14 protein-coding genes are annotated in these 16,761 nt (G+C 64.9%); 8 read left to right on the top strand and 6 right to left on the bottom strand.

Going from position 1 to position 16,761, the window contains the following annotated elements:
* Positions 1 to 96 precede the first annotated feature (96 nt).
* Together AC5FRW_RS08220 and AC5FRW_RS08215 are read left to right on the top strand one after the other, a co-directional pair.
* Positions 97 to 1,449 carry an MmgE/PrpD family protein gene (locus AC5FRW_RS08220; RefSeq protein WP_493567956.1) on the top strand — a complete coding sequence of 451 codons (1,353 nt, stop codon included), beginning with the start codon at positions 97 to 99 and terminating at the stop codon, positions 1,447 to 1,449.
* Between the two features lie 45 nt (positions 1,450 to 1,494).
* The gene (locus tag AC5FRW_RS08215) at positions 1,495 to 2,325 is read left to right on the top strand and encodes a phosphosulfolactate synthase (protein WP_493567955.1); all 831 of its coding nucleotides are present in this window, start codon (positions 1,495 to 1,497) and stop codon (positions 2,323 to 2,325) included.
* A gap of 103 nt (positions 2,326 to 2,428) precedes the next feature.
* Here the strand turns inward: AC5FRW_RS08215 and AC5FRW_RS08210 are convergent, their stop codons facing one another.
* The 3 genes from AC5FRW_RS08210 to AC5FRW_RS08200 all read right to left on the bottom strand — a co-directional run bounded on the left by AC5FRW_RS08210 (position 2,429) and on the right by AC5FRW_RS08200 (position 3,371).
* On the bottom strand, positions 2,429 to 2,704 hold the full coding sequence (locus AC5FRW_RS08210; protein ID WP_493567954.1) for a HalOD1 output domain-containing protein: 276 nt from the start codon (positions 2,702 to 2,704) through the stop codon (positions 2,429 to 2,431).
* A gap of 90 nt (positions 2,705 to 2,794) precedes the next feature.
* On the bottom strand, positions 2,795 to 2,992 hold the full coding sequence (locus AC5FRW_RS08205) for a hypothetical protein (RefSeq protein ID WP_493567953.1): 198 nt from the start codon (positions 2,990 to 2,992) through the stop codon (positions 2,795 to 2,797).
* 61 nt (positions 2,993 to 3,053) lie between these two features.
* The gene (locus AC5FRW_RS08200) at positions 3,054 to 3,371 is read right to left on the bottom strand and encodes a DUF7344 domain-containing protein (protein ID WP_493567952.1); all 318 of its coding nucleotides are present in this window, start codon (positions 3,369 to 3,371) and stop codon (positions 3,054 to 3,056) included.
* 237 nt (positions 3,372 to 3,608) lie between these two features.
* Between AC5FRW_RS08200 and AC5FRW_RS08195 the strand changes: the two genes are divergently transcribed.
* Positions 3,609 to 7,841: a PAS domain S-box protein gene (locus AC5FRW_RS08195; protein WP_493567951.1), complete on the top strand. Its 4,233-nt coding sequence runs from the start codon at positions 3,609 to 3,611 to the stop codon at positions 7,839 to 7,841.
* Here the strand turns inward: AC5FRW_RS08195 and AC5FRW_RS08190 are convergent, their stop codons facing one another.
* Positions 7,842 to 8,255, bottom strand: a complete 414-nt coding sequence (locus AC5FRW_RS08190; protein ID WP_493568245.1) for a disulfide bond formation protein B — start codon at positions 8,253 to 8,255, stop codon at positions 7,842 to 7,844.
* Between the two features lie 160 nt (positions 8,256 to 8,415).
* On the opposite strand from AC5FRW_RS08190, the gene gcvT reads away from it, so the two are divergent.
* The 5 genes from gcvT to AC5FRW_RS08165 all read left to right on the top strand — a co-directional run bounded on the left by gcvT (position 8,416) and on the right by AC5FRW_RS08165 (position 16,063).
* A complete protein-coding gene (gcvT, locus tag AC5FRW_RS08185; RefSeq protein WP_493567950.1) occupies positions 8,416 to 9,507 on the top strand; it encodes a glycine cleavage system aminomethyltransferase GcvT in 1,092 nt (363 codons plus the stop codon).
* A complete protein-coding gene (gene gcvH, locus AC5FRW_RS08180; protein WP_493567949.1) occupies positions 9,504 to 9,887 on the top strand; it encodes a glycine cleavage system protein GcvH in 384 nt (127 codons plus the stop codon). The genes gcvT and gcvH overlap by 4 nt, the downstream gene beginning before the upstream one ends.
* A gap of 135 nt (positions 9,888 to 10,022) precedes the next feature.
* On the top strand, positions 10,023 to 11,360 hold the full coding sequence (gene gcvPA, locus AC5FRW_RS08175; RefSeq protein WP_493567948.1) for an aminomethyl-transferring glycine dehydrogenase subunit GcvPA: 1,338 nt from the start codon (positions 10,023 to 10,025) through the stop codon (positions 11,358 to 11,360).
* Positions 11,360 to 12,778, top strand: a complete 1,419-nt coding sequence (gcvPB, locus tag AC5FRW_RS08170; RefSeq protein WP_493567947.1) for an aminomethyl-transferring glycine dehydrogenase subunit GcvPB — start codon at positions 11,360 to 11,362, stop codon at positions 12,776 to 12,778. Before gcvPA ends, gcvPB begins: the two co-directional genes overlap by 1 nt.
* Before the next feature lie 198 nt (positions 12,779 to 12,976).
* A complete protein-coding gene (locus tag AC5FRW_RS08165) occupies positions 12,977 to 16,063 on the top strand; it encodes a PAS domain S-box protein (RefSeq protein ID WP_493567946.1) in 3,087 nt (1,028 codons plus the stop codon).
* 5 nt (positions 16,064 to 16,068) lie between these two features.
* Here AC5FRW_RS08165 and AC5FRW_RS08160 read toward each other — a convergent pair whose 3' ends face one another.
* Together AC5FRW_RS08160 and AC5FRW_RS08155 are read right to left on the bottom strand one after the other, a co-directional pair.
* Positions 16,069 to 16,434: a response regulator transcription factor gene (locus AC5FRW_RS08160; RefSeq protein ID WP_493567945.1), complete on the bottom strand. Its 366-nt coding sequence runs from the start codon at positions 16,432 to 16,434 to the stop codon at positions 16,069 to 16,071.
* 58 nt (positions 16,435 to 16,492) lie between these two features.
* Positions 16,493 to 16,696 carry a DUF7511 domain-containing protein gene (locus AC5FRW_RS08155; RefSeq protein ID WP_493567944.1) on the bottom strand — a complete coding sequence of 68 codons (204 nt, stop codon included), beginning with the start codon at positions 16,694 to 16,696 and terminating at the stop codon, positions 16,493 to 16,495.
* Between the last annotated feature and the right edge of the window lie 65 nt (positions 16,697 to 16,761).

Genomic DNA, 16,761 nt, shown 5'->3' with positions numbered 1-16,761 from the left:
CCATCGAACGGTAAGCCGGCCCTATTCGCCCTGCGTCTCCCCGTCCTCGACGCTACCGAATCCATTCTTTTGCCGTCACTGTCGGTACGGTCCCATATGACGACGACAGCCGAACTCGCCGACTTCGCAGCGCGTGTCGACTACGATTCACTCTCGGCCGACACTGTCGACGCCCTGAAACGGCGCGTCCTCGACTCGCTGGGCATCGCGGTCGGCGCGATGGGTGCCGAGCCGACCGGGAGCGTCCTGAAGACGGTCCGCGAGGAGGGCGGGCGGTGTGACGCTCGACTCTGGGGGACCGACGAGTCGGCGTCGGCCTCCGACGCGGCGATGTACAACACCGCGCTGACACGCTATCTCGACTACATGGATTCGTTTCTCGCGCCCGGTGAGACGCCCCACCCGAGCGACAACATCGGTGCCGTCGTCGCCTGTGGCGAGCGCGAGGGGGCGAGCGGCGAGGAACTGTTGGCGGCTATCGGCGTCGCCTACGAGGTGCAGGGTGAACTCGCCTGGAATGCGCCCGTTCGGGACCGTGGTTGGGACCACGTCACCCACACCGTCGTCTCGGCGGCCTGCGGGGCGGCCCACGTGATCGGACTCGACCGCGAGCAGTTCCGCAACGCCGTCGGCATCGCTGGCACCGCCCACAACGCCTTGCGGGTGACGCGGACGGGCGGCATCAACGAGTGGAAGGGGATCGCAAGCGCCAACGCCGCGCGGAACGCGGTGTATTCGGTCCGCCTCGCGGAGAACGGCATGGAGGGACCGACCGATCTGTTCGAGGGACAGAAAGGCTGGCAACAGATCGTCTCCGGTGACTTCACCGTCGACCTCGATCCCGGCTGTGAACGGGTCCACGACACGATGACCAAACGCTACGTCGCCGAGACCTACGCCCAGTCGGCCGTCGAAGCCGTGATCGAACTGGCGACCGAACACGACATCGACCCCGACGCGGTCGAGCGGATTCACCTCGACACCTTCGCCGGCGCGAAACTGATCATCGGCGGCGGCGAGGGGTCGCGCTACGAGGTCGAGACGAAGGCACAGGCCGACCACTCGCTGCCCTACATGCTCGCCGCGGCACTGGTCGACCGGGAACTGACCAACGCCGCCTACGACCCCGAACGGATCCGACGCGACGACGTTCAGCAGTTGCTCCAGACCGTCGCAGTCGAGGACGACCCGGCCCTCACCGAGCAGTTCGAGGACGGGAAGATGCCCGCCGAGGTGACCATCGAACTCGACGACGGCACCACCTACGAGATGGGGAAGGCGGCGTTTCGGGGCCACCCCACGCAGCCGATGGACTGGGACGCCATCGTCGCGAAGTTCGAGACGATGACGGGCGACCGGTACGAGCAGGCCCGACGTGACGAGATCGTCGCCACCGTTCGGGCACTCGAAGACCACTCGGTAACCGATCTGACTGCACTCCTCGAATGAGTGGCGAGTATCACTTTCGGTGATCTGGCGCTCCTTGTACACGTCATGTCCCTCGACGACCGCGCGTTCGACTTTCTGCACGTCAACGACCGTCCCGACAAGCCACGTGACCGCGGGATCACGGAGATTCGCGGCCCGTACTACGATCCGATGGGTCCCCGAGAACTCCGGGACATCCTGGAGACGATGGGCCACTACGTGGACATCTACAAGTTCTCCGGTGGCTCCTTCGCTCTGATGCCCGAATCGGCCGTCCGGGAGTTGATCGACACTTGCCACGAGTTCGACGTGCAGGTCTCGACCGGCGGGTTCGTCGAGAGCGTCCTCGTGAGAGACCACGAGCACGTCGAGGCGTACGTCGCCGAAGTCGAGGACCTTGGCTTCGACATCGTCGAAATCTCCTCCGGGTTTCTCGCGATCGACACCGACGATATGGTCGAACTGACCCGACTCGTGCAGGACTACGGCCTGAAGGCCAAACCCGAGATCAACGTCCAGTTCGGGGCCGGTGGGGCCTCCAGTGTCGAGGAATTAGAGAGCGAGGCCGCAATCGACCCGACGAGCGCCATCGAAGCGGCACAGGCCCACCTCGACGCCGGCGCGTACAAGATCATGGTCGAGTCCGAGGGGATCACAGAGCGCGTCCGCGAGTGGCGCACCGACGTGGCCTTCGAGATCGCCAACGAGGTTGGCATCGAACACTGCGTCTTCGAGGCGGCCGATCCGCAGGTGTTCGAGTGGTACATCAAGAACTTCGGGCCGAACGTCAATCTGTTCGTCGACAACTCACAGATCGTCGAGTGTGAGTGCATGCGCTCGGGCCTGTGGGGCAAGAAATCGAGTTGGGGACGAATCACGTCCTACAGTCGCGAGTGAGACTTCGGTCCTCGCCTGTCGGCCGTGACCGTCGTCGCTTCGACCGTCCGACAACACTTCCGGGGACGACGTGGGTGACGATCACCGTCCCGGGCGGTACGTCTCAGTCGACTTCGATCAGCCTCGCCGTTCCGTTCTGCTCGACGTTGATTCGATATCCTTCGTACGAGAAACTCACCTCGACCTGCGCCTCCGGCGACGGGGGGTTCGAGAACAGGTGGTCGATGACGTGGTCGATGGTCTGCCAGATCGACTCCAGATCCGACTCCTCGACATCCTCCAGATCGGCGATGAATTCGACGATTTGTAGTGCCGGGTCGTTCTCGGGACCGGTCGCCATCTCTCGGTGGATGATGTCGTCATCGTGATGCTCGCTCATCGTCTGCGTGTTCACGCGAAAATCGTTTAAATCCTAGGCCTATTGACATCATGTCCCAGGAAAGCAGAGCGATCCGTGGCGACGCCGCGTTCAGCGGTCGACGGGCGACCGCTCTTCGACAGTGCCGTACTCACTGCCGAGGACGACGAGAGCGAAGATTACGGCCCCCAGCGCCACCCCGAAAGCGAGTCCTAGCAGCGGACGGCCGGCGAGTAAGTACGTTCCCGAGCCAGCGGCGACCCCCGGCGGAACCGACAACAGGAGCGCGTAGCGAATCGACTGTCGCATACGTCGTCCTCACGCCCCGGGATAATAGAAGTAAGCGCGGCGAGTGCCCGAGGTCCGACTGTCACTCCTCGTCGCCCGCGAGACGGACCTGCCGCCGCTCGCGGTCGTAGTCGATGACTCCTGCATCCGCCAGTTTCGGCAGGTGGATGTGGTGGAGCGTGATCCGTAACTGCTTGACTGTCTCGGGGTCGTTTTCGTCGACTCCGTCCTCGTGTGTCGCGACGGTCTCACTGAGTTCGGCAAGCGAGTACTGGCGATCCCCGAGAACTGCAAGCGCGACCCGTCGTCGTTCGTCGGCGAGGAGACGGTGGTATTCGCTCTCTTCGAACGATCCGTTCGTGGCGTCCCTGTTCGATAACTCCAGCGATGATTTGGACATGATACGTTACGACCGGTCTGGGCCGGCCGCTATCTGCATCGATGTACTTCCAGGGGGTAAGCACTCTGTGTAAGGCATTAGGTCCGGCCCGGCGTGGCCTCCCCTGCGACATCGTTACCAGTATCGTTCTTTTCACTCCGAAAATTCTCGGATAGTCGCGTGTTACGGTCCGAGAACCCTCCAGAACCCACTTCCGCCGGCGGAGCGTTCATGGGTGTCTGGCTCCTGTCTGTGTCAATGGCGACGGACCTGCTCACCGACCGACTCAGGGAAACACTTGCGTGCTTCGACCGACGAGGGACTCCGCGGACGACGATGGAAGTCGCCGACGACTTGGACCTCGGTCGCCGGAGCACCTACGACCGTCTGGACCGTCTCGTCGACCACGACCGTCTCGCGACCAAGAAAGTCGGCGCGAGCGCGCGGGTCTGGTGGCGGCCGCTTCCCGACGGCACCGGCGATGCCGGACTGACCGACACGGAGGGATCTGTCGTCGACGGCTCGCTGGTCGAAATCTTCGAGAGCGCCGGGATCGCCGTCTTCGTCCTCGATTCGTCGTTCGACGTTGTCTGGCTCAACGACGTAACCGAACGCTACTTCGATATCGACCGCGCCGCAGTTCTCGGACGCGACAAGCGCCGACTCCTCGACGAGGAGATCGCACTGACTGTCGACGACCCCGACGACTTCGTCGAGCGTCTCTCCGGGCACTACCGAAACGACACGTATCCAGAGCGGTTCGTCTGTCGCGTCGCGCCAGCGGGAACCGACCCACGCTGGCTCGAACACCGCAGTCGCCCAATCGACACCGGTCCCTTCGCGGGCGGGCGCGTCGAACTCTACTACGACGTTACGGACCGAATGCGGACGCAACGACAGTCTCAGGTCGAACACCGTCAGTTCGCCTCGCTGATCGAGACCGTCGAGGAGTACGCGATCGTCGCCCTCGACGCCGACGGGCGGATTCAGGACTGGAACGCCGGTGCCGAGGCGATCATGGGCTACGACAGGGCGACCGTCGTCGGCGAGCACGTCTCGCTACTGTACACCGACGAGCAGCGTGCGGAGAACGTACCCGCGGACGCACTGGCGACGGCGAAACGGGAGGGGGCGACCGAACACGAGGGCTGGCGCGTCCGGGCCGACGGCTCCCGGTTCTGGGCCAACACGACACTGACGGCGATCACCGACGAGGACGGGACGGTGACCGGCTTTACCAAGATCACGCGGGACATGACCGAGCGTCGCGACCGCGAGCACAAGCACCGCCGCGAGCGTGACCTCGTCGACCAGCTATTCGAGACTGCGCCGGTCCGCATGGCGACGTTTCTCCCGGACGGTTCGATCGAGCGGATCAACGCAAAGGCACGCGAGCAACTCGGTCTCGATCCGGCCGAGGTTGCCTCGTTCACGATCGACGATCTGGACTTCTACGATCCCGACGGCGAACCGTTCCCGACCGATGACCACCCGCTCTGGACGGTTGTCGAGACCGGCGAGACGGTGTCGGACCGTATCGTCCAGCACGACGGCCCGGACGGGAGTCGGCGCTGGGTCTCGCTGACCGCCGCGCCGATCGTTACCGACGGGGAACTGGAACGCGTCCTCGTCATCGCCGCCGACATCACCGATCTCAAACGGACCGAACGGCAACTCTCCCGGGAACGAGACTCGCTCGAACGGGAACTCGACGAGGTGTTCGATCGGATCGACGACGGCGTGTTCGGACTGGACACCGACTATCGGTTCACGTACGTCAACGACAGCGCCGTGGCGATTCAGGACCGGCCGAAGGGTGAACTGCTCGGCCGCTCGATCCTCGATCTCTTTCCCGATCTTCGGGAGACGGAGTTCGAGGCCGCTGCGGACCGGGCTATCGAGACCCAGGAGCCACAGACGTTGACGGCCTACTACGAACCGTTCGACGGCTGGTTCGAGGCGACGGTCTACCCGTCCGAAACCGGTCTCTCGGTGTACTTCCGCGATGTGAGCGAACGGAAGGCCAGAAAGCGCGAACTCGAACGGTACGAGGCGATCGTCGAGACGATGTCCGATGGGGTCTACGTCATCGGTGACGACGGCCGATTCGCGACGGTCAACGAGTCCTACGCAGCGATGACCGGCTACGACCGCACGGAACTGCTCGGGTCCGACCCGACGAAGGTCGTCAACGAGGGGGTCGTCGAAGCGGCGTCGGCAATCCACGAACAGCTCGTGACGGGCGCGGACGATACGGCTCGTCTCGAAGCGACGATCCAGACTGCCGACGGCGATGAGTTCCCCGCCGAAGCGACGTTCTCACTGCTCCCCACTGACGACGGCACGCTAGAGCGCGTCGGTGTCGTCCGCGACATCAGCGAGCGAACGGCCCAAGAGCGCGAACACCGGCAGTACGAGGCGGCACTGGAGACGATCGAAGACGGCGTCTACGTCCTCGACGACGAGGATCGATTCCGATTCGTCAACGACGCCCACACGGAACTGACTGGCTACGACCGCGCGGAACTGCTCGGTGCCCACGCCTCGCTGGTCACGTCCGATCGGTCGGTCGCGTTCGCCGACCGGACTCACGAGGAACTGCTCGCGTCGGACCGGTCGGCCGCGACCGTCGAGACCGTTCTCGAAACGGCCGATGGTCGTAAGATTCCAGTCGAGACCCGCTTTGCACCGTTCCCACTCGGTGACGGGACCACTGGACGAGTCGGCGTCGTGAGAGACATCACGGCACGCCGCGAGCGCGAGCGCCAGCGAGAGCGCCGGGTGTCCCAGCTAGAGACGATCGCCAACGTGGGCCAGCGCGCGCTCGAAACCCACGACATCGACGCACTGATGGCCGATGCCACGTCGCTGGTCGCCGAGACCCTCGACGCCGATTACTGCAAGGTACTCGACCTCGACGAGGACGGCGACCACCTCCTGCTTCGACAGGGCGTCGGCTGGGACGACGGCATCGTCGGCATGGCGACCGTCTCGGCGGTCGACGACGACTCGCAGGCTGCCTTCACCCTCGGGACCGACGAGCCAGTTCGAGTCGATGATCTCACGACCGAATCACGCTTCGACGGTCCTGCCCTGCTCACGGAGCACGGAGTCAGGAGCGGCGTCAGCGTCGTAATCGGCCCGCTCGACGATCCGTGGGGTGTGCTGGGCGTCCACGACACGGAGCCACGAGAGTTCACCGATCACGACCTGACGTTCGTCCAGTCGGTCGCGACCATCCTCGCGACGGCGTTCTCCCGTCACGCCCACGAGCAGGTCCTCGTCCAGCAACGCGAACGGCTCGCGGCGGTCAACAGTCTCAATCGCGTCGTCAATCAGATCGCCAGTGCCGTCGTCGAACAGTCGACGCGTACGGAGATCGAGACGACCGTCTGCTCGCTGCTCGCAGCCAGTGACTCCTACGCGTTCGCCTGGATCGGCGAAGCGGATTTCGACTCACAGCAGGTGTCGCTACGAACCGAGGCCGGCGTCGAGGACTATCTCGACGACGCACAGATCTCGGTCGATCCCGACGACCCGCACGGTCTCGGGCCGACTGGCGAGGCGTTGCGGACCGGTGCGATCCAGACCAGACAGCACCTTCAGACCGATCCCCGCTACGAACTGTGGCACGAGACCGCCCGGGAACACGACGTCAACGCCTCGGCGTCCATTCCGATCTCCTACGAGGAGACGGTCTATGGCACGCTCAATCTCTACACCGAACGGGTCGATGCGTTCGAGGGCGAAGAGCGGACCGTCGTCGAACGCCTCGGCGAGATCGTCGGCCACGCAATCGCTGCGACTGACCGGAAGCGAGCGTTGCTGAGCGACGACATCGTCGAACTGGAGTTTTACATCCGCGACGTGTTCGAGACGTTCTCGGTCAGTGACGCCGCCGGCCGTATCACCCTCGACACGACCATCCCCGTCGACGACGACGAGTACCTCCTCTACGGCACCACGACCGAGGACGCCGCTGCGGCGCTCTCGGATCTCGTCGGCGTCCTTCCACACTGGACCGATCTACGGTTCCTCGACGAGGCCGACACGTCGTTCGAGTTACGGCTCACGGAGCCACCGGTACTGTCCGTACTCGCCGCCCTCGGTGGCCGGATCGATCAGGCGGTCATCGAAGATGGAGACTATCACATGACGTTACACGTCGGCACGGGGACTGATCCGGCCCCATTGATCGATGCCGTCACGGACACGTACCCGACCGCGGAACTGACGAGACGCCAGCAGCGGTCACGGGCCGACGCCACCGTGCACCGCTCCGACCCACTGCTCACGGCGGACCTGACCGACCGGCAGCGCGTCGCACTGGAGACGGCGTACCACGCGGGCTTTTTCGAGTGGCCGCGGGACTCCTCCGGCGAGCAACTGGCCGATGTCCTCGGTGTCTCGGCGCCGACCTTCCACCAGCACCTCCGCAAAGCGGAAGCGAAACTGCTGCAGTCGGTGCTGTCGCCCGACGACGGCGAGTGATCACGTGCGTCGTCGGGCGACTAGCGCCGTGGCGGTTACCAGTACGAACGCCAGTGCAGAGAGGTTCGGAATCGTCAGACCGACCACTGGCGACTGCCACTGGACGGCCGCACACGGTCCCGAGAGCGTGCAACTGTCGACGGTCGCCTGCAGATACGAGTGATACGCTGCGATCGCCAGTCCCGGGAGCGAAAGTGGCACGATGCTCCGCCAGACCCCAGCTCGATTTTCGAGCGCTGCGACACCGAACACGACCACGAGTGGATACAGCAGGATTCGCTGGTACCAGCACAGTTCACAGGGTACCAGCCCGAGTCCGAGACTGAACCAGAGACTCCCCGCCGTACCCACCGCCGCGACCACGGTTCCGGCAGCGAGTAGATGGCGTGTGTCACTCCCCCACGTTCGATTCATCCCGGTCAGCCGCTTGGATGTCGTCACACAAATGTCTACTGAGAGCCGCTGCCGTCGAATCGACTGAGTGGATTTCTATATCGCGAAATATAATTTATCAGCCCGCCCCTCTACGCCCGGAGAGCCAACAGATAAGCCGCTGCCGGGTCATTCTGGGGATATGAGCCTGCGATCACCCCCGCTTCGTGCCGTTCACGCCGACGCTGGTGCGCACTTTACCGACTTCGGCGGCTGGGAGATGCCCGTTGAGTTCGACTCGATCAGAACTGAACACGCCGCTGTCCGTGAGTCCGTGGGCAAGTTCGACGTTTCGCACATGGGCGAGGTCGTCGTCTCCGGTCCCGACGCGACACGTCTCACCCAGCGCCTCGCGACGAACGACGTGACGGAACTCGACGCCGGGGAGGCCCACTACTCTGCGATCACGCGCGAGGACGGTGTGATGCTCGACGACACCGTCATCTACTGCCTGCCCGAGGCGACCGACGGCGACTACCTGTTCATCCCCAACGCCGGCCACGACGAGCAGATGGCCGACCGCTGGCGAGCGCACGCCGATGACTGGGGACTCGACGCCACCGTCGACAACCGGACGACCGAGTACGGTCTCGTCGCGCTGCAGGGACCTGACGCCCCCGACCTGCTCGCTGGCGAGACCGACATCGACCTCTCGGAACTGGGCCGGTTCGAAATCGCCGACGGGACGGTCGCAGGCGTCGACGCGCTCGTCGCGACGACGGGCTACACCGGTGAGGCGGGCTACGAAATCCTGTGTCCGTGGGACGCCATCGAGACGGTCTGGGCGGCACTCGACTGTCAGCCCTGCGGGCTGGGCGCACGCGACACCCTCAGACTGGAGATGGGATTCTTGCTCTCGGGGCAAGACTTTCACCCGGCGGAGGAACCACGGAACCCGATCGAAGCGGGGATCGGTTTCGTCGTCGACCTCGATACGGAGTTCGTCGGCCGCGACGCGCTGGAGGGGATCGATGTGGAAGGTCCCGAGGAAAAACTCGCCGGCCTCTCGTTGATCGACCGTGGCGTCCCCCGGTCCGGATACGAGGTGACGACGCCCGGTGGCGAGCACCTCGGGACCGTTACCAGCGGGACGATGAGTCCGACGCTCGGCGAGCCGATCGCGCTTGCATACATCCCCACGGACTATACGGAACCGGGGACGAAGCTCCGGGTCGTCGTCCGCGGCGAACCGAAGAAGGCACGTATCAGGACCACCCCATTCATCGATAGATGAGCTTCGACGTTCCCGACGATCTGCGCTACCTCGACTCTCACGAGTGGGCCAGACAGGACGACGGCACCGTGACGGTCGGTATCTCCGACTTCGCACAGGACGAACTCGGCGACGTGGTCTTCGTCGAGTTGCCAAGCGAAGGTGACGAGCTGGCCGCGGGTGACGACTTCGGTGTCGTCGAGTCGATCAAGGCCGTCTCTGACATTTACGCGCCCGTTTCGGGCACGGTGTCGGCGGTCAACGACGGCCTGCGCGACCAGCCGGAACTGCTCAACGAGGACCCCTACGGCGAGGGCTGGCTGCTCGAACTCGAACTGGCCGACGAGAGCGAACTCGACGACCTGCTGTCGCCCGACGAGTACCGCGACCAGATCGAATAACTCCGTTCGAATCGATCCCACGACCTTCTTCTGACGTGCGCCACCCAGCCACACGGCGCGGGCGGAACGCGCACACTAATGTACGCAGCCCCGCTAGGCTCGCCCATCACGTCCGATACCGGACGACGCTACATCATGAGCGATCAACGGTCCCGCGGTACACCATACGCACCGCACACGGCGGCGGCGACGGCGACGATGCTGGACGCGGTCGGCGTCGACAGCGAAGCGGCGCTGTTCGACATTCCAGACTCGGTTGCCTTCGAAGGACAGTTCGACATTCCGGAGCGGACAGAGCGAGAAACCCGCCGGCACGTCGAATCGATTCTGAACCGGAACCACGATCTGACGGCGCTGCTGGGCCGTGGGCACTACGACCACTACGTCCCCTCCCTGATCGACGACCTGTCGAGTCGCTCGGAGTTCTTGACCTCCTACACCCAGTACCAGCCAGAGGTCGCACAGGGGTTCCTGCAGGCACTGTTCGAGTACCAGTCGATGCTGGTGGAACTGACGGGGCTGGGCGTCGCGAACTGCTCGATGTACGACGCGGCGACGGCCCTTGGCGAAGCGGCGACGCTCTCCCAGCGCGTGCGCAGCGTCTCGGGTGACCGCGTGCTCGTCCCCGAGCAGTTGCGCGAGAGCAAGCGCGAGGTGCTTGAAAACTACGCCGCCGGTCCCGGAATCACGGTCGACAGCTACCCGATGACCGACGGCAACGTCGATATCGACGGTCTCCGGGACGCGATCGGTGACGACGTGGCGCTCGTCTACGCCGAGAATCCCACGGTTCGGGGCACTATCGAGGAGCAACTCGCGGCCGTCGGCGGCGTCGCCGACGCCCACGACGCACTCTTCTGTCTCGGTACGGACCCCGTCGCGCTCGCGTTGCTCGAAGAACCCGCGAGCGTCGGCGCGGACGTGGTCGTCGGCGACGCCAGTTCGCTCGGGACGGGCACGGCCTACGGCTTCGGTCTCGGCCTGTTCGTCACCCGCGAGGAGTACCTCCGGCAGGTGCCCGGTCGCCTCGTCGGGGCTGCCGAGGACGCGAGTGGCCGACGGGCCTACACGCTGACACTCCAGACCCGCGAACAGCACATCCGTCGCGAGCGGGCGACATCGAACATCTGCACCAATCAGGCGTGGGTCGCCCTGCGGACGGCGATGCACGTCGCGTGGCTCGGTCCCGACGGGCTGCTCGACCTCGCGGAGTCCTGTGTCACCCGCGCTCGGGACCTCGCTGCGCGGGTCGACGAGGTCCGGGGCGTCACAGCGCCGGTCCACGACCGCCATCACTTCCGGGAGTTCGTCGCACACACCGACCAGCCGGCGGCGGCGGTCCGCGACGACCTCGCGACGGCGGGCTACGCGGTCCACGCAGTGGGCGAACATCAGATCCAGATCTGCATGACCGAGACGGCCGACCACGCCGTCGACGACTTCGTCGAAACCCTCGCGGAGGTGGCAAAATAATGCGATACGATCAGGCACGCTGGACCGACGACGAGGACAGCTACGAACCGCTGCTTTCCGAGAAGTCGACCGAGGAAGTATCGACCGACGACGGGCCACTGCCCGACGACCTGACCCGGGACTCGCTCGAACTGCCCGACCTCAGTGAGCCGGAACTGGCACGCCACTACACGCGCCTCTCCCAGATGAACTACGGCGTCGAGAGCGGCCCGTTCCCGCTTGGCTCGTGTACGATGAAGTACAACCCCTCCTTTACCGAGGATCTGGCCGCACACCCGTCCGCGGCGGTCCACCCGGACCAGCCCCAGCGGACCACGCAGGGGACGCTCGAACTCATGTACCGCCTGCAGGACTCCCTCGGTCGGATCGGCGGGATGGACGCCGTCTCGCTTCAGCCACCTGCTGGCGCGGCCGGCGAGTTCACCGGTATCCTCGTCGCACAGGCCTACCACGAGCACAACGGCGAGGCCCGCAGCGAGGTCGTCATCCCCGAATCGGCCCACGGGACGAACTTCGCCAGCGCGGCGATGGCCGGCTACGACGTGGTGTCGCTGGCGAGCGACGACGACGGTCGCGTCGACCTCGATGCGCTCGAAGCCGCTGTCGGCGAGGAGACGGCGGCGCTGATGCTCACCAACCCCAACACGCTCGGCCTGTTCGAGCGCGACATCGAGCAGATCGCCGATATCGTCCACGACGCGGGTGGCCTGCTGTACTACGACGGTGCGAACCTCAACGCCTTGCTGGGTCGAGCGCGCCCCGGCGACATGGGCTTCGACGTGATGCACTACAACGTCCACAAGACCTTCGCGACGCCCCACGGCGGCGGTGGTCCGGGCGCGGGGCCGATCGGCGTGACCGACGAACTCGCTCCCTTCCTGCCTGCGCCACAGGTCGCCGAGGCCGGCGGTGGCTACGCCTTTACCGATCCAGAACACACTATCGGCAAAGTCCATGGCTTCTACGGCAACTGGCTCGTCCTGCTGAAGGCCTACGCCTACATCGCCCGGTTGGGTGATGGCGGCCTGACCGACGCCAGCGCCAAGGCCGTGCTGAACGCCAACTATCTCGCCGAGCAGATCGACCTCGACGTCCCCTTCGGCCCGTTCCACCACGAGTTCGTCGCCAGCGCCGGCGACCGGGACGCCGCCGACTTCGCCAAACGGATGCTCGACTACGGCGTTCACCCGCCGACGACCAAGTGGCCCGAAATCGTCAGCGAGGCACTGATGACCGAACCGACGGAGGTCGAATCGAAGCGCACGCTCGATCAGTTAGCCGAGGCGTTCGACGCCGTCGGCGGCGAGGACGATGCGACCCTCGCGAGCGCTCCCGAATCGACGGCCGCTCGCCGGATCGATCAGGTCAGCGCCGCCCGTGACCCCTCGCTGAGCTGGCAGTCGCTCGCCGACGAGTGAGGGTCAGACGAGAACAATTACATTTTTTACACGAAGTGGTCGGGGGACGATCCCCTTCGGTAAGGAAACGGCGCGTGCGGCGCATCTGGACACTCTGGGTCCCGGACCCTCGATCATCCCCGCCGTGCTCGTGGGTGTCGTCGAGTCGACACACATCGGGTATTATATGTCTGTTGGTGCGCTATCTTTTCTCGTTCGATGCCAGCCACTGCTCTCCTTCACGTCCGGCCCGAGGCGTGGATCGGGACGGACCTGCGAGACACCGTCGCCGTCTCCGTGGTTCACGACACCGATGCCGCCCTCGCCCACCTCGATTCGACTGTTCCTGACTGCGTCCTCGTGGAGCACAGCCCCGGTGCGCTCGATGGGATCGAGACGCTCCGAACGCTCAGGGACGGCTATCCGTCGCTGCCGATCGTCCTCTGCTCTGAGAGTGCCGACGGGATGCTCGCGGCGGCCGCGACGCGCAATGGGGTCACCGAGTACGTTCCCAGAGACGGCCACGCGAGCGTCGGCGACCGGATCGAGGCGATCGTCGACGACGACGGCATCAGCGGGTTCGGTACCGTCGAGACCCGGCACGCGCGATCACTCCAGCGGACCAACGACGCGCTCGAAGCCCTCGCAGCGCTGGCGGCCAGCGAAGATCGTTCCTCGACGGCCCGCCTCCGCCGGGCGCTCGCGATCGGCCGCGAGCGCCTCGATCTCCCGATCGGCTATCTCACCCGAATCGACGGCGACACCCAGCACATCGAGGTAACGGCCGGTCCGAGCGACCTGCTGGAGGCCGGTACGTCTGCGCCGCTCTCGAAGACGTATTGCCGGCGAACGATCCAGCAGGACGGTCTCCTGACGATCACCGATGCCCAACGAGAGGGGTGGGGCGACGACCCGACCTACGAAACCTTCGGCGTCTCGTGCTATCTCGGTGGCACCGTGGTCGTCGGCGACCAGACGTACGGGACGATGTGCTTTGCCTCGCCCGATCCACGCGAGCAGCCCTTTACCGACGCCGAGAAACGTCTCGTTCGCCTCCTCGTCGAGTGGGTGGGCAACGAGATCGAGCGCGAGCAACGCGAGGCGGACCTCCAGCGATACGCCGACATCATCGAAGCCGTCGACGACGGGGTCTACGCGCTCGACACGGCGGGCCAGTTCACCCTCGTCAACGACGCGATGACGGACCTGACGGGCTACGACAGCGAGACGCTGCTGGGTTCGCACACCAGTTTCATCAAGGACAACGACACCGTCGCGCGGGCCGAGTCGGTCGTTCGAGAGATGCTGCGCGGGGAGCGTCCCGAGGAGGAGACGTTCGAACTGCCGATTCAGCGGGCCGATGGCTCGTCGTTCCCGGCACAGGACCACATGACGCTGTTGTGGGACGAAGCCGGCGACTTCGCCGGCACGGCCGGCGTGATCCGTGACGTGACGGTACAGAAAGAGCGCGACGACGCGCTGGAGGGACTGCTCGAGACGACCCGCTCGCTGATGCGTGCCCAGACGCCGACCGATGTCGCCGGGATCGTCGCCATCGCCGCCCGTGAGACGCTCGGTTTCGAGCAGAACCTCGTCAGACTCCACGACGCCGACGCGGGGACGCTCGTCCCGGTTGCAGGAGGTGCAGACGCCACGTCCGCCGACGACCGCCCCATCAGAGGTGAAGACGAAGGATTCCACGGCGAGGCCTTCACCACCGGCGAGACCGTCGTCGTCGACGATCTGACCGGCCTCGATGAGTACGACAGCGGGCCTGCAGCCTCGGCCATGTACGTCCCGCTGGGCGATCACGGCACACTCACGATCGGGAGCAGCAGTCCCCACACGTTCGACAGCACCGACCAGTCGATGGCTGAGATCCTTGCGTCGAACGCCGCAGAAGCGTTCGAACGGGTCGAACGCGAACAGGCGCTGGTGCGCTACGAGACCGCCGTCGAGAACGTCAACGACATGATGTACGTCCTCGACGAGGACGGGAATTTCCAGCTTGTGACACAGCCACTCGCTTCGTATCTCGGGTTCGAACGCGACGAGATGCTCGGTCGGTACCCGGGAACGATGCTCGACGACCGGACGGTCGAGCGGTTCGAACACGAGATGGAGGCGTTGCGTTACCTCGACCGAGACAGCGTCGAGGTCGAAACCGAACTCGTGGCTGCCGATGGGACCCACAGGCCCGCCGAGATCGAGATGTCGCTCATCCCGAGTGAGGGTGCGTTCCGCGGAACGGTCGGCGTCGTTCGCGATCTGACCGAACTCAAAGAGACGCGAGAGCGCCTCGATGCGGAACGAACTCGCTTCTCGTATCTGTTCGATTCCCTGCCCGACCCGGTCGTCGAGACGGAACTGCTCGACGGCGAAGCACTCGTTCGCTCGACGAATCCTGCGTTTTCCGAGACGTTCGCCGCCGACTCGTCGTCGGTCGCCGGCCGGCCGCTGTCGAGCCTGCTCAGATCAGCGAACGGCTCGTCCGACACTGAGGTGTCGATGGCGTTACTGACCGACGGCGAGTCCGTTCAGGCAGAGATACGCCGGCACACTGCGGCGGGATTCCGTGACTTCCTGTTCCGTGGCGTCCCCTATCGGCGGGGCGACCGTCGCTTCGCGTTCGGCATCTTTACAGACATCACCGAGCAGCGAGAACGCCAGCGACGGCTGGAAGTCCTCAATCGCGTCCTGCGGCACAATCTCCGCAACGATATGACGGTGATCCTCGGCAGGGCAGAGGAACTCCGTCGCCGGAGCGACGGCTCGGACCGAGAACTCCTCGACACGCTCTTGCGAAAGGCCGAGGAGGTCGTCTCGCTGTCGGACCGTGCTCGCGAGATCGAGGGGGCTGTCCGCCGCGACGCGGGCGAGGAATCTCCCGTCGATCCCGGTCCACTGGCGGCGACCGTCGTCGACGAACTGAGTTCGGCGTATCCCGACGCGACCATCCGACTCGACACCGAGGCGGTTCCACCGGTCGCAGACGCTCGACTCAGGACCGCTCTCACGGAAACGATCGAGAACGCTCTGGAACACAACGACGGGCCGACGGTCTCGGTGACCGTGACGGCTCACGACGGAACCGTCGAGATCACAGTCTCGGACGACGGCGACGGCATCCCAGACGACGAACTGGCGGTCGTCTCAGGCGACGCCGAGATCACACAGTTGACCCACGGCACCGGTCTCGGCCTGTGGCTGATCACGTGGCTGATCGAATCCTACGGCGGCACGGCGACTTTCACGGTCGACGGTGGAACGACAGTCACGCTCACGATCCCCCACACTGACCCCTGACGGCGTTACAATGCCGCTTTGATTCGTTCTGCGAGCTCCTCGTACTGCTCGGTCCCGGTACTCTTCTTGACGTACGCGGTCGGGCAGTCGGCGTCGTCTCTCTCGATGTTGTTCTCGTCGCGGCCAGTGAAGACGAGAAACGGTATCTCCGGCCGAACGTCTCGAAGCTGTCGGCACAGTTCCAGGCCGTCGAGTTTCGGCATCGTCAGATCGCTCACGACGGCGTCGAAATCGCCAGCAGAAACCCGTTCGAGCGCGGCTTCGGAGTCTTGCTCCGTCGAAACCGCCAGTCCGTCTTGTCTACCCAGAAACGCCTCGGTGATGTCGAGTACGTCTTCGTCTTCGTCGACGATCAGGACCTCGATTGCCATCGTGCCATGTGAACGGCATACACTCGGTTAAACCCCCCGGTAGCGGCGGCTTCCTCGCTTACCGCATCGATTCGAGATTCTCGAAAACCGACCGGTTCGCGCTCAGCCAGGTCGTCATTCGATCACAGTCGTCGGTCGCCGGCGGAAACATCGTACAACGGTCCGGGCTGTCTGCGTAGTGGACGACGGTCGACTGGAGGTCGAAGTGTCGTTGCTGGGCTGGCCGCGGCGTCGCGTCGACAGGATTTCCCTCGCAGGCCATACGTGTGGACAGACGAACCGGCCTAAAAACGGCTGCTAAGAGTGCTATCGAGAGCTATTGATCGG

It is taken from the genome of Halomicrobium sp. HArcht3-1 (genome assembly GCF_058933345.1).
Note: the sequence above shows the minus strand (reverse complement) of the source record. Positions and strands in the feature narration are given on the sequence as shown.

Bases quoted from the DNA above. Each gene is read 5' to 3' on its own strand.
- AC5FRW_RS08215 (WP_493567955.1), top strand. From the start codon at position 1,495: ATGTCCCTCGACGACCGCGCGTTCGACTTTCTGCACGTCAACGACCGT.
- AC5FRW_RS08200 (WP_493567952.1), bottom strand. From the start codon at position 3,371: ATGTCCAAATCATCGCTGGAGTTATCGAACAGGGACGCCACGAACGGA.
- AC5FRW_RS08155 (WP_493567944.1), bottom strand. From the start codon at position 16,696: ATGGCCTGCGAGGGAAATCCTGTCGACGCGACGCCGCGGCCAGCCCAG.
- AC5FRW_RS08205 (WP_493567953.1), bottom strand. From the start codon at position 2,992: ATGCGACAGTCGATTCGCTACGCGCTCCTGTTGTCGGTTCCGCCGGGG.
- gcvH (WP_493567949.1), top strand. From the start codon at position 9,504: ATGAGCTTCGACGTTCCCGACGATCTGCGCTACCTCGACTCTCACGAG.
- AC5FRW_RS08220 (WP_493567956.1), top strand. From the start codon at position 97: ATGACGACGACAGCCGAACTCGCCGACTTCGCAGCGCGTGTCGACTAC.
- AC5FRW_RS08210 (WP_493567954.1), bottom strand. From the start codon at position 2,704: ATGAGCGAGCATCACGATGACGACATCATCCACCGAGAGATGGCGACC.
- AC5FRW_RS08195 (WP_493567951.1), top strand. From the start codon at position 3,609: ATGGCGACGGACCTGCTCACCGACCGACTCAGGGAAACACTTGCGTGC.
- gcvPB (WP_493567947.1), top strand. From the start codon at position 11,360: ATGCGATACGATCAGGCACGCTGGACCGACGACGAGGACAGCTACGAA.
- gcvT (WP_493567950.1), top strand. From the start codon at position 8,416: ATGAGCCTGCGATCACCCCCGCTTCGTGCCGTTCACGCCGACGCTGGT.
- gcvPA (WP_493567948.1), top strand. From the start codon at position 10,023: ATGAGCGATCAACGGTCCCGCGGTACACCATACGCACCGCACACGGCG.
- AC5FRW_RS08165 (WP_493567946.1), top strand. From the start codon at position 12,977: ATGCCAGCCACTGCTCTCCTTCACGTCCGGCCCGAGGCGTGGATCGGG.
- AC5FRW_RS08190 (WP_493568245.1), bottom strand. From the start codon at position 8,255: ATGAATCGAACGTGGGGGAGTGACACACGCCATCTACTCGCTGCCGGA.
- AC5FRW_RS08160 (WP_493567945.1), bottom strand. From the start codon at position 16,434: ATGGCAATCGAGGTCCTGATCGTCGACGAAGACGAAGACGTACTCGAC.